Origin of the sequence: Streptomyces sp. NPDC088745 (assembly GCF_044751045.1) — a bacterium.
In the GTDB taxonomy this organism is placed as follows: Bacteria; Actinomycetota; Actinomycetes; order Streptomycetales; family Streptomycetaceae; genus Streptomyces; species Streptomyces cremeus.
On record NZ_JBIVLB010000015.1, the window covers coordinates 118219 to 130224 of the forward strand.

The 12006-nt window shown below is 73.4% G+C and carries 14 protein-coding genes; 9 read left to right on the top strand and 5 right to left on the bottom strand.

What is annotated here, in order from left to right; genetic code table 11:
• Positions 1–31: 31 nt before the first annotated feature.
• Entirely contained in the window at positions 32–379 is a 348-nt protein-coding gene (locus ACIP93_RS30685) for a CbiX/SirB N-terminal domain-containing protein (protein ID WP_401763937.1), read from the bottom strand.
• Between the two features lie 312 nt (positions 380–691).
• Between ACIP93_RS30685 and ACIP93_RS30690 the strand changes: the two genes are divergently transcribed.
• Entirely contained in the window at positions 692–1663 is a 972-nt protein-coding gene (locus tag ACIP93_RS30690) for a quinone oxidoreductase family protein (protein ID WP_401763940.1), read from the top strand.
• Between the two features lie 278 nt (positions 1664–1941).
• Here ACIP93_RS30690 and ACIP93_RS30695 read toward each other — a convergent pair whose 3' ends face one another.
• On the bottom strand, positions 1942–2394 hold the full coding sequence (locus tag ACIP93_RS30695) for a VOC family protein (protein ID WP_401763942.1): 453 nt from the start codon (positions 2392–2394) through the stop codon (positions 1942–1944).
• Between the two features lie 69 nt (positions 2395–2463).
• Here ACIP93_RS30695 and ACIP93_RS30700 point away from each other — a divergent pair, with 69 nt between their 5' ends.
• From ACIP93_RS30700 to ACIP93_RS30715, 4 genes are all read left to right on the top strand, one after another.
• The gene (locus ACIP93_RS30700) at positions 2464–2682 is read left to right on the top strand and encodes a hypothetical protein (protein WP_401763945.1); all 219 of its coding nucleotides are present in this window, start codon (positions 2464–2466) and stop codon (positions 2680–2682) included.
• Between the two features lie 93 nt (positions 2683–2775).
• Entirely contained in the window at positions 2776–3588 is an 813-nt protein-coding gene (locus ACIP93_RS30705) for a MerR family transcriptional regulator (protein WP_401763948.1), read from the top strand.
• 183 nt (positions 3589–3771) lie between these two features.
• Positions 3772–5343, top strand: coding sequence for a serine hydrolase domain-containing protein (locus ACIP93_RS30710; protein ID WP_401763951.1), 1572 nt, complete (start codon positions 3772–3774; stop codon positions 5341–5343).
• Positions 5344–5396: 53 nt separating this feature from the next.
• Complete coding sequence (locus tag ACIP93_RS30715; protein WP_401763954.1) at positions 5397–5822, top strand: hypothetical protein; 426 nt, start codon at positions 5397–5399, stop codon at positions 5820–5822.
• Between the two features lie 183 nt (positions 5823–6005).
• Here the strand turns inward: ACIP93_RS30715 and ACIP93_RS30720 are convergent, their stop codons facing one another.
• Positions 6006–7007 carry an ABC transporter permease gene (locus ACIP93_RS30720; RefSeq protein ID WP_401763957.1) on the bottom strand — a complete coding sequence of 334 codons (1002 nt, stop codon included), beginning with the start codon at positions 7005–7007 and terminating at the stop codon, positions 6006–6008.
• Between the two features lie 142 nt (positions 7008–7149).
• Here ACIP93_RS30720 and ACIP93_RS30725 point away from each other — a divergent pair, with 142 nt between their 5' ends.
• Positions 7150–7776 (top strand): TetR/AcrR family transcriptional regulator, encoded by a 627-nt coding sequence (locus ACIP93_RS30725; RefSeq protein ID WP_401763960.1) that lies wholly within the window; start codon positions 7150–7152, stop codon positions 7774–7776.
• 350 nt (positions 7777–8126) lie between these two features.
• Here ACIP93_RS30725 and ACIP93_RS30730 read toward each other — a convergent pair whose 3' ends face one another.
• Entirely contained in the window at positions 8127–8399 is a 273-nt protein-coding gene (locus tag ACIP93_RS30730) for a hypothetical protein (protein ID WP_401763962.1), read from the bottom strand.
• 37 nt (positions 8400–8436) lie between these two features.
• The gene (locus ACIP93_RS30735; RefSeq protein ID WP_401763964.1) at positions 8437–8940 is read right to left on the bottom strand and encodes a hypothetical protein; all 504 of its coding nucleotides are present in this window, start codon (positions 8938–8940) and stop codon (positions 8437–8439) included.
• A 432-nt stretch (positions 8941–9372) separates the two neighbouring features.
• On the opposite strand from ACIP93_RS30735, the gene ACIP93_RS30740 reads away from it, so the two are divergent.
• The 3 genes from ACIP93_RS30740 (at position 9373) to ACIP93_RS30750 (ending at position 11799) form a co-directional block, all read left to right on the top strand.
• Complete coding sequence (locus ACIP93_RS30740) at positions 9373–9909, top strand: DoxX family membrane protein (RefSeq protein WP_401763967.1); 537 nt, start codon at positions 9373–9375, stop codon at positions 9907–9909.
• Positions 9910–10257: 348 nt separating this feature from the next.
• On the top strand, positions 10258–11181 hold the full coding sequence (locus ACIP93_RS30745; RefSeq protein WP_401763970.1) for a phosphatidylinositol-specific phospholipase C domain-containing protein: 924 nt from the start codon (positions 10258–10260) through the stop codon (positions 11179–11181).
• Positions 11182–11382: 201 nt separating this feature from the next.
• Positions 11383–11799 (top strand): nuclear transport factor 2 family protein, encoded by a 417-nt coding sequence (locus ACIP93_RS30750; protein ID WP_345227889.1) that lies wholly within the window; start codon positions 11383–11385, stop codon positions 11797–11799.
• The last annotated feature ends 207 nt before the right edge of the window (positions 11800–12006 follow it).

Genomic DNA, 12006 nt, shown 5'->3' on the forward strand with positions numbered 1-12006 from the left:
AGAAGCAGCCCAAATGCGTTCGTGTCATCACTCACAGTGATGAATCTGCTCCAGGGGTCCGGGGCCGCTCCGCGCCGCCGCGTACCTGCCCGCCACCAGCCGTGCGATCCGTGGATGGTCGGCGACCGGCTCCGACACCGCCCACGCCCCGCACCACGCCAGCGCGCGTGAAGCGGCCCGGCGCGAGAAGGCGGGTGGCGACCTCGACGCGGCGGTGGCCCTCCGCGCGCAGCCGGGCCACCGCCTCGGGCACCGTGGGCTCCGCCGCCGAGCAGTGGGCCGGGACCACCGGCACGCCCCGCAGGCCGCGGAAGCCGTCGACCACGGCGAGGGTTCCGTCGTTGCCGCCCGGCCGGGTCGAACCCGCGCCCGCCACCACGATGCAAGAACGCCGAGGCCCCCAGCTAGCGCGACCCCCACGAACGGGACCCTGGGTATGTCCGTGCGTACCCGGGGCCCTTCTGCGCGTGGCACGGCTACGCCACGGGACCCCGCCACGCCGCTGTTCGTACCGGCGGGATGCGAGACCCTGCGCCGCCTGCTCGCCCGACGCGGCGTCAGAACGATCACCCCGACCCGGTAATCCGTTGAGCGCCTTGACCTCGCGACGGCATGCCGACCGACACCTCTCGGCAGTTACAGTCGTGGCGGCCGAGAACGTGACGCGAAGCGAAGAGAGTGAAGAGGAAGCATGCCCACAGCAGTACAGGTTCGGCGGGCCGGAGGCCCGGAGGTGCTTGAGGTCGCGGACGTGGAGATCGGCGCGCCGGGGCCGGGCGAGCTGCTGGTCGACGTGGCGGCTGCGGGTGTGAACTACATCGACACCTACCAGCGGGCTGGGATCTACCCGGTCCCGCTGCCCTACGTCCTCGGCCTGGAGGGCGCCGGAACGGTCGTCGCGGTCGGCCCGGACGTGCGCGGTTTCGACGAGGGGGACCGGGTGGCCTGGCAGGGCGTGCCGGGCGGCTACGCGCAGCGGGCGCTGGTGCCGGCCGCTGCGTCGGTGCGCGTACCGGACGGCGTGGCCGACCAGCTCGCCGCTGCTGTGCCGTTGCAGGGCATCACCGCGCACTACCTGGTCGCATCGACCTATCCGGTCAAGGAGGGCGAAACGATTCTGGTGCACGCGGCGGCCGGGGGAGTCGGGCTGCTGCTGACCCAGTTGGCCAAGGCGCGGGGGGCGCGGGTGATCGGCACGGTGTCGACCGCCGAGAAGGAGGCGCTCGCCCGCGAGGCCGGGGCCGACGAGGTGATCCGGTACGACCGGGTGAACTTCGCCGACGCGACGCGGAAGCTCACCGACGGCGAGGGCGTTCACGTCGTCTACGACGGGGTCGGCAAGTCCACCGTGGAGGGAAGCCTGGCGAGCCTGCGCAAGCGGGGCATGCTGGCGCTGTTCGGCGCCGCGAGCGGTCCGGTGCCGCCGATCGACCCGCAACTGCTGAACAAGGCCGGTTCGGTGTATCTGACCCGCCCGAACAGCGCCGACTACGTCCAGACCCGCGCCGAGCTGGAGTGGCGGATCGGCGAGCTCTTCGCGGCGATCGCCGACGGCTCCCTCAAGGTGCGGATCGGCGCCACGTACCCGCTGGCCGACGCGCGGCGGGCCCACGAGGACCTGCAGGCCCGCAAGACCACCGGGAAGGTGCTGCTCATCCCCTGACCGCCGCTCCAGCGCTCGGCGACGTGAGCCCGGCACGCGTCGGCCTGTCGCCGGTCCCGAACGACCGGGCACCCCGCCGCGACGGCGGGAAGCCCGCCGCTCATGGCGCGGCCGAAGCCGGAAGCACCCACCCCCTCCCGCCGGATGATCTGTGCGCCGGACTCCCGCCCCCGGCCGGCGCGAGCACCCCTGGCGTGGCCTCCGGCCGGCGCGCCCCCCACGAACGGGGCCCCGGGTACGTCCTGTGCGTACCCGGGGCCCCTCTTCGCGTCACGCGGCTACGCCACGCAGAACTCGTTGCCCTCCGGGTCCCGCAGGACCCACCAGTGGCCGACTGGACCCCGGTCCACCTCGTTCACGCGGGTGGCCCCGAGCTGCTCCAGACGTGCGACCTGCTTCTCCAGCTCGCCGGGCTCGGCGTGCACGTCGATGTGCAGGCGGTTCTTGCCGCTCTTGGGCTCGGGGACGTCCTGGAAGAGCAGCCGCCGCCCGTGGCCGACGCCGCTGTTCTCGTCGAACGGGTCGTCGGGGTGGCGTACGCCCGCGTACCCGCGGAAGAGCTTGCGCCCGTTGTGCTCGGTGACGGCCTGCTCGGGGAGGCGCCCGGCGGCGAGGAGCTGCTCGATGAGCGCGCTGGGGTCCTCCACGACGTACCCCAGCGCCTCGGCCCAGAAGTCCGCGAGGACGGGGGAGTTTCCGCTGTCGATGACCAACTTCCAACCCAGTGTCATACGAGCACTTATATCGGATCCGCACCCGCCCCAGGGGCTGCGCTCCCCAAATCGAGGCGGTACCGGCCCGTGGCCGCCGCCCGCGCCGAGGGCCGGGTCGTCCGGGGCCGGCCGCGCCGCACCCGGACCTCGCACCAGTACCGCCGGGCCCCCTCACCGACCGGCTCCCACGAGCGGGCCGGGTCCCTCGGCGAGCACGGCCCGCGCCTCTTCGGCCGGGCCGGGAACACCGGCCCCGGGGCCGCACCTGGCTGGAGGAAGAACGCGCAGGCCGGAGTCGTACCGTAACCGCTGGGACGACGGCCGTGCGGCGAGCGGCGGGGAAGGTTCCCGACGGTGCTTGACCCTGACACCGTGTGAGGCCCTCAACTCGGAGACATCATGTTCACCATCGGAGACTTCGCCAGGCTCGGCCGCGTGTCGGTCCGGATGCTGCGCCACTACGACGCCACCGGACTGCTGCGCCCCGCCCGGGTCGACCCCGCCACCGGATACCGCTTCTACACCGCCGCCCAGCTCGCCCGGCTCAACCGCGTCATCGCGCTCAAGGACCTCGGCTTCACCCTCCAGCAGGTCGGGGAGATCCTCGACGAGAAGGTGACCGCCGGGGAACTGCGCGCCATGCTGCGGCTGCGCCAGGCCGAACTGGAAACCGCGATGGCGGAGTCGGCGGCCCGGCTTGGTCAGGTCGAGGCGAGGCTCCGGTCGATCGAGAGCGAGGGACGCATGTCCACGAACGACGTCGTCATCAAGAGCCTGCCGAGCGTCCGCGTGGCGGAACTCACCGGTGTGGCCGCCGACTTCCACGCGGTCGGCTCCACCATCGCCCCCCTGTACGCCGAACTGTTCGAGCGGCTGGAGGCCGCGGGCATCACGCCCAGCGGCCCGGGTGTGGCCCGCTACGAGGTCGCCCCCGGCGGCGGCCTCCTCGTGCACGCCGGGGTGCAGGTCTCCGCTCCGGTGCGGGACGACGGCACGCTGCGGGTGCTGGACCTCCCGCCGGTCGATTCGGCGGCGACCATCGTGCACCGGGGGCCCATGTCCGCGCTCCTGCCGACCGTCCAGACCCTGGGCCGGTGGATCGACGCCCACGGCTACCGCTCCACCGGGTACGCCCGGGAGGTCAACCTGGAGTGCCCGCCCGACCAGGACGACTGGGTGACCGAACTGCAGGAGCCCGTCGTCCCGGCCTGACCCTGAGCGGACCCGACTTGGGCGGCCCCCGCTCCCGCCCGCCCGGGGGCGGGGGCCGCCCGGCGGGCGGTTCACGGCGATCCCGCCATCGCCGGCCGGCCCCTCGGGGGTAGTGCCCGCACTACCTCCGAACTCCCCCGTACGCCACTGCGCCACGGACCCCTCCCGCGATGGGATGGGGGCATGAAGAAGAACGCGTCCGCACCCCGCCGCCCGCGTGTCCTCGCCGCCGCCCTGGCCGCCGCCGCGGCCCTGGTCTGCGGCACCGGTTCCGCGCTCGCCGCACCCGCCGCCCGGTCCGCTCCCGGTGCCGGGTCCCTGACCCCGGAGGCCGTCGACCGTTACGTACGGGACTACCTGGAGGACACCGCGCTGCCCGGCGCGGTGGTGGCCGTCACCCGGGGCGACCGGGTCGTCAGCGTCGCCGGTTACGGGCACACCGCGGCGGGCCGGGCCCTGACCGCGCGGACTCCGGTGCCGGTGGCCTCGCTGTCCAAGTCGATGACCGCGCTGGCGGTGATGCAACTGGTCGACGCGGGCGAGGTCGGCCTCGACCGCCCGGTACGGCAGTACCTCCCGGACTTCACCCTCGCCGACCCCCGCGCCGAGGGGATCACCGTACGCCAACTCCTCAACCAGACCTCGGGCATGGCCGACTCCGCCCACCCGGACCTGGTCGGCCCCCAGCCGGGCTCCCTGACGGAAGCGGTCGCCGCCCTGCGCGGGGTGGAGCTGGCGTCCGCGCCCGGCACCCGCATGAACTACCACAACACCAACTACGCGGTCGCCGCCCGCCTGGTGGAGGCCGTGAGCGGGAAGCCCTTCGCCGCGCACATGGCCGAGCGGGTCTTCCAGCCGCTGGGCATGACCGGCGCCACCACCGTCGACTCCACCGCCGACATGCCCGAGCAGGCACGGGGTTACGTCCGGGCGTACGGTCGGCTGATCGAGCGCGACCAGCCGCGCTGGTTCACCGCCGGCGGCTTCGGCGTCGTCGCCTCCGCCGACGACCTGGCGCGCTGGCTGATCGCCCAGAACAACGGCGGCGCCACGGCGGACGGCCGACGCGTCGTCTCCGCACGCGGCGTCACCACCATGCACACACCGCCCCGCACCCCCGAGGGCACGGCCTACGCCATGGGCTGGACCCGGTCGTCCGAGGGCGCGGGACCGCGCGAGATCCGGCACACCGGCCAACTGCTCACCCACAACGCCGCGCAGACCCTGCTCCCCGACTCCCGCACCGGCATCGCCGTCGTCACCAACACCGGCATGGTCTCCGGCGACGACGCCACCCTCCTCGCCCAGGGTCTCGCCGACCTCGCCCAGGGCAGGGCCCCGGACGGCGGCACCCCCTTCACCCTCCAGGCCGACTACGTCCTCGCGGCACTCACCCTGCTCTCCCTCGGCCTCGGGGCCACGGGTGTCGTACGCTCCCGCCGCTGGGCCCGCCGCGCGGCGGCCCGCCCCTGGTGGCGCACCGCCCTGCGCACCCTCCCGTACACCTTCCCCGTCGCCGCCTTCCTGCTGCTCGGCGACCTGGCAGGCCTGCTGACCCGCAGGGGCGCGGACCTGGGCATGATCTCGTACGTCTGGCCCGCCCTCTTCGTCTGGCTGGGGGTGTCCGCCGCCGCCTCGACGGCGGTGCTCGCCGCCCGGGCGGTGCGCACCGTGCGGGACCGGCGCGTTACCCCGGAGGTAATTGAGGGCCCCGTCGAGCCTGCCTACCGTTCAGGAGCGGTCGCGGCCCGCTGAACGAAGCGCATCCGCGGCCGGCCGACTCCCGTGCGTACGAGAGGAACACGACGATGACGACCACCACGCGCTTCGACGGAACGACGGCCTCCGCGAGGACGGCCGGGACCGACGGCCTCGCCCGGCTGGCCCTCAAGCTGGACGCGGCGGTCACCGGCCTCAACGGCCTCGCCTACCTGGCCCTCGCCACGGTTCTGGACTCCTGGTTCGGCATCGCGACCTCGGTCCAGTACCCGGTCGGCGCCTTCCTGCTCCTCTTCGCCCTGGGCGTGCTCGCGGCCGGAACGCGCCGGCGGATCAGCCGTCCGGCCCTGACCGCGATCGCCGCGGCGAACCTGCTCTGGGTCGTCCTCAGCCTGACGGTCACGGTCTCCGGGGCCCTGAGCCCGACCGGACTCGGCACGGTCTGGCTCGTGCTCCAGGCCTTGACGGTCGGCGGCTTCGCCGGACTCCAGCTCCTCGGCCTCAAGCGGCTGTGACCCCTCGCCCCACGCGGAACTGCTCCCGCACGACCGGCGGGAGCAGTGGCCCGGCCCGGCGGGGGCCAGTTGCCGGGCAGGACGCTCCGTTCGTGAGGGGGGCCTGGCTTTCGGTCCCACATCGCACAGGTCGGAGATGACGCCCTGCGGGCCGTGCGCGCGGCCCGTGCCGGGCCCGGTCCGTCAACCCCCCACCGGCGCCGGCTCCCGGAGCGCATCCGTCTCGCCCGGCGTCGTCTCCTCGTCGGCCGCCTTCGTGACGACCATGACCGCGAGCAGTCCGAGTCCGGCCCACAGGGACAGGGTGAGGGGGGCCGCGCCCGCTCCCGCGCCGTCGAAGAAGGCGACGGACCGCAGGAAGGTGCCGCCCGCGCCGGGCGGCAGCAACTGGCCCAGGAATCCAACGGGTTCCGGCAGCAGGTGCGGGGCGCTCGTCGCGCCGGAGAAGGGGTTGCCGACCAGCACCATCAGCAGCCCCCCGAGTGCCGGCCCGGCCCGGCCCAGCAGGGCGGCCAGGCCCGCGATGCCCGCGGCGACGGCCAGCACCGTCAGGGCGAGAGCGGACGCCACGGCCCACCAGTCGCCGGTGAGGACGCCGAGCCAGTCGTGGGCGAGAGCGGTTGCCACGACGCCGACCAGGACGGATGCGCCGGCCAGCACCAGGACACCGATCGCCCCGCGCAGCCGCAGCACGGTCACCAGGAGCCCGGCGGCCACTCCCGACAGGGTCAGCGGCAGGACGCTCGCTCCGAACGCGCTGCCCCGGGGGTCTTCCGGCGGTGCGGCCACGACGTCCGTCACGCGCGGTGCGGTTCCGGCCGGGGCCCGGGTGGCGGCCGCCTCCCTCAGCAACTGGGCCACCACCGGGCTCGCGGCGGACGCGGTCAGGACCTCCACGCCCTGCGGGGCGGCCACGAGCGCGCCGTACACCTCCCGGTTCTCGATCGCGGAACGGGCCGACGCGGCATCGGGGTAACGATGCAGCGCGAAGGCGCCCTCCTCCCGCGCGAAGTCCTTCTGGAGCCGCTCGACGGCGGCGGTCGGCCCCGCGATGCCGAGGGGCAGGTCGCGCGGAGCGATCCGGGCCGCGGGCCAGGCGAACGCCCACAGGGCGAGGGCCGCCACGACGGGAGCCAGGAGCAGCACCGCGAGCGTGCGGCGGGATCGGGTGAGTGAGGTGGGCATGGGTGTCCTCGTTCCCGGGTGGTGGTCGGGTCAGGGAGCAGCACGGGCGATCCAAAAAGAAGGATCGTTCGTTTTACATGCCTCCCATGGTGACCCTTCCTGTTCACTTGTCAAGAAGGAATGTTCGTTCTACGTTGTGCGCATGGCCCGTGTATCCCAGGAACACCTCGACGCACGCCGTCGGCAGATCCTCGACGGGGCGACGCGCTGCTTCGCCCGCTCGGGCTTCCACGCCGCGTCCATGCAGGACGTACTGCGCGAGATCGGCCTCTCGCCGGGCGCCGTCTACCGGTACTTCGGCAGCAAGGACGAGCTGATCACGGCCATCGCCGCGGAGGTGTTCGCGGACGTCCGCGCAGCCTTCGAGGCCGCCGCGGAGCAGAGCCCTCCACCACCGCCGGACGAACTGCTGGCCCAGGTCGTCGGCCAGGTCATCGAGGTCCGTGACGGCCTGCGCGTCGACGGCCGGGCGGCCTTTCCCGGCCTGGTCCTCCAGGTGTGGGCGGAGACCCTCCGGGACGAACGGCTGGCCGGGCTGCTCCAGCAGGGCTACGCCGACATGCGCGGGGCGTGGGCGCGCCTGGTGGGCGAATACCGCGCGGCCGGCCTGATGTCCGACGACGTACCGGCCGACCACGTGGCGCGCACCATGATCGCGGTGGCACAGGGATTCATCGCCCAGCAGGCTCTGTTCGGACCGGCCCCGACCGAGGTGGTACGGGACGGACTGCGCGCGCTGATGACGATGGGGCAACGCCCGGTGGCGTGAGGAGAACGGCGCGCTCGGGGGTGGCGGGGGCGGCCGTGTGCGTGGGGGTGGCGGGGCGGCCGTGTGCGCGGTGCGCGTCAGGACGGGTCGGCACCCGGCATCGGGCACATGGTCATGTCACGACCTTCCCCGCCCGCCTGCTGCCGGCCGCGCAGCGGGCCCTCCCGCTGGAGGCCCGCACGCCCGGCCGTCCGGCGGGACGCGGTGTTCCACGGCTCCCCAAGGAGCTGAGGGGGGATACTCAGCTCGCCGAGGGCCTGAAAGACCACCGCGCGAAGGGCTTCCGCGGCGGCTTCCTGACTGCGGGCCGAACCGGTCACCTGGCGACGCACGGCCCTCGTTCAGCTCCCTCACCCACAGGCCGCCCGTGCCGAGCGGGCGGCCGTCCGCCACGCGTACGACGACGAAGGGGCAGCCGCCGCCCGGTCCCACTGCCGCCGCACAAAGGCTTCACCCGCCTCGGGGGAGCAGGCCGAGGGGACGGTCGTGATCAACGGGATGCACGGGTCGGCCGACGCCTTCCGGGCGAGCAGCAGATCGCCGAGCTCCCAGGGGCGAAGCACATAACGGTCATCCGCGGTCAGGTGCGGGACTTCGAGCGGTGCTCCCCGGGGATCAACCATGATCCAATCCTGCGCAGCTCCCCGGAACGCGTTCCTCCTACTGTGCTCCGCCCGAGCGCGGGGGGAACGGCGTCAGGTCCCGGTCCCACTCCTCGGCCGCCCGCAGCAGTGCGTCCCGGTCCGTCTCGATCTCGATCGCGTACCGAGGGGCCTCCGGACGCCCGCCCTGCGACCGGCGCGGAGGGGCGCCCTCCCGCGAGAGGTGGACGCGCAGCACTCCCGAGCCGTCGTGCCACCGGACCTGGCTGAAGCCGAGAACCGGTTCGGTGAAGTCGAGGTCCGGGACGAGGTTGCCCTCGGAGTCCGGCGCCGCGTCCGGCCTCCTCCCGTCGGCGACGGCCCGCAGCCAGGTGGACAGCTCACGCGCCTCGTCCACGACCAGACACGGGTCGGTGAAGGACCAGTCGCCCGTCGCTGTGCTGACCTCGGCGCCGATGACGAGCCAGTTGTCGTCCCAGGGCTCACCGGTGGCCACGGGGAACTGGTACCGCAGGGGACGCAGGCCGATACCGCTGCCGCCCGCTCGCTTGCCGAGTCGCATGACCGAAGAATGCCACGCTCCCCAGGCGGCGCGAGGGCCGGCGGCCTGCGGCCCGCCACCTCGGGTTCCTCATCGGCCCGTACTCGCCCTCGGGCACCGACCGGGCGGCCTTCTCCCGGCGCTCCCACAACGGACCGCCCATGTGCCTGATCAGCACCTCGACGTCCCGCTGCTCCCCGGCACCGGTGACCCGGAAGAGGAGCAGCCCGGCGCTGTGTCGGAGCGGTCCCGTCGACATGCCGTCCAGGCACGACGCACGCCGGTACGCCACCGGTCCGGCCGGAGTCCGGAGCGGGACGGGCGAGGCGGGGCGAGTGGGGCAGGGCGGGCCGGGGTGGTGAGCCGTCTGGCGTAGTACCGCATCCCCCGGACGCCGCACCCGGCACAGAGTGGACCCGATGCCCCGTCCGCGCCACACCCCCGGGAGAGACCATGACGCCCTGCCTCCACCACCGCCGTGACCTCGGCCTGCTCGCCCTGCGACTGGGCACCGGGGCGGCGCTCGCCGCGCACGGCTCGCAGAAGCTCTTCGGCTGGTTCGGCGGCGGCGGCATCAAGGGGACCAGCGCCGCCATGGAGTCCATGGGATTCACCCCGGGCAGACAGAGCGCGGTGGCCGCCGGTCTCGGCGAGGCGGGCGGCGGCGCGCTCCTCGCGCTCGGGCTCGCCACCCCGGCGGCGGGCGCGGCGGCTGCGGGAGCCATGGCGGGAGCGGTCGCCGTGCACGCGCCGGCCGGATTCTTCGCGCAGGCGGGCGGCTACGAGTATCCCGCCTTCCTCGGTTTCACCGCCGCGGCGATCGGGCTGGCGGGAGCGGGGCGGTTTTCGCTCGACCACGTCACCGGCCACCGCTTCGACCAGCCGTGGACGGTGGCCGCGGCCTTCGTGGCCAGCGCGCTCGCCGCGACCGCGGTGGTCGGCAGGCGGCAGAGGCGTGTCGCCGAGGAGGACGGGTCCGAGTCGCGCTGACGTCTCTGGTGCCTCTGGTGTCCTTGGCGTTCCTGAGGCGTCCTTGGTGTTCCTGACGCCTTGAGGGACCTTGGTCGTACCCGGTCTGCGGCCGCTCGGTCCCGCGCCCGGTCCGTGGTCGCTCGGCTCCGTGGCCGGTCGGCCGTACGGCCGCTGGGTTTCGGCGGCCTCTGCGCCCCGGGTGCCCGTGGCCCTCGGCGGACCGGCGGTACCGTGATCTGTCCTCCGCCGTGACCGGTAGCTGTGTTTTGGTCCCAAGCGCCGTCTTTCACCCCCTGGTTGATGCGTACCCGCGTGTGTTTCGATGCGCGCCTGTGGTCGGAGCGATGCCAGGGAGACGAGTTGCGCATGGACCGAAGAGGATTCCTCAAGGGTGCGGCCGCCCTCTCCACCGCCGGGCTGGCGGCCTACGCCGGTGCGACGCCGGCGAGCGCCGCGCCACGGCCCGGCGGGACGCTCGTTCCCGGGCCCCGCGCACCCCGGACCCGCGTTCTCGGAACGCCGGACTGGATGGCCGGGCTCGACTCGGCCCGGCCCCTGCGCACCCTCACCGTGCCCGGCACGCACGATTCCGGCGCCCGCTTCGGGGGCCCGTGGGTGGAGTGCCAGAACACCACCGTCGCCGAGCAGTTGACCTCGGGAATTCGTTTTCTGGACATCCGGTGCAGGGCCTTCGACGGGTCGTTCTCGATCCACCACGGCGCGTTCTACCAGCGCCTCAACTTCGACGACGTACTGACTGCCTGCCGTGACTTCCTCGCCGCGCACCCCTCGGAGACGGTGCTGATGCGGGTGAAGCAGGAGTACTCGGAAGTCTCCGACGCACAGTTCGGCGCACTCTTCGCGGACTACCTCGACCGCCGGGGCTGGCGTTCGCTGTTCCTGATCGCGGACGCGCTGCCCTCGCTGGGGCAGGCGCGCGGCCGGGTCGTCCTGCTCGCCGACAACGGAGGGCTGCCGGGCGGAATCCGCTGGGGCGACTCCTCGGTCTTCGACATCCAGGACGACTACCAGGCCGAGCCGTTCGCCAAGTACCCGCAGATCGAGGCCCAGTTCAGGAAGGCGGTCGCGCAGCCCGGCAAGCAGTACATCAACTTCGTCAGCACCGCCGCCGGCCTGCCCCCGCGCTGGAACTCCGACCGTCTGAACCCCAAGGTGCACGCCCTGCTGGACAGTGCGGGGCCCAACGGCTGGCGGGGCCTCGGCATCGTCGTACTGGACTTCCCCCGGACGAGGACGGGCCTGGTGGAGTCGCTGATCCGGCACAACTGAGCGGCCGGTGGGCCGGCACGGCCGGGCGACCGGCAATCCGGCGCGATCCGGCGCGTCCCGTCATGCGGTGCGCGTGGCGCGTGCGGTGCGCCCACCCGACAACCAGTCACGTCCCTCCGGCCGAGGTGAAACGTGACCGAGGTGCGACGTGACCAAGGTGAACCGAGGTGCGACGTGAACAAGGTGAAACGAGGAGAAGCCATGGAGACCGCCGATCGCTTCCGCACGGCCGTGGAGAAGCGCGACCTCGCCGCGCTGGAGGAGCTGTTCACCGAGGACGTCCGGCTGTACAGCCCGGTGAAGTTCACCCCCTTCGAGGGCAGGCCGATGGTGCTGGGGCTGTTCGGGGTCCTGCTGCGCACCTTCGAGGACTTCCGTTACGTCGGCCGGCTCGACGGCACGGCCGAGACGACCGGCACCGGAGAGGAGGCGCCGTCCGACATCCTGATCTTCCGGGCGACGATCCAGGGCAAGCAGATCCACGGGATCGACCTGTTGCAGTTCGACGAGGCAGGGCTGATCAAGGAGTTCACGGTGATGGTGCGCCCGCAGTCCGCGGTGCACGCCCTGGGTGAGGCGGTACTCGCGGGCCTGGTCGCCGACGGGCTGGTGTCCTGAGGGACGGGGCCCGGGGAGCCGGCGTGGCGCGTCCCCCGGAGGCGGGACCCGGAAGGGGGACCTGGACGTGTGATCCGGTCGCGTGACGTGGAGGTGTGACCCGGCCGCGTGACCTGGAGCCGTGCCACCGACAGTGTGCGCCCGGTCGGTGCGGGGCGTCCGGAGACCGGGCGCCCCGCACCGCACTGGGTTCGTGCGTTGAATGCC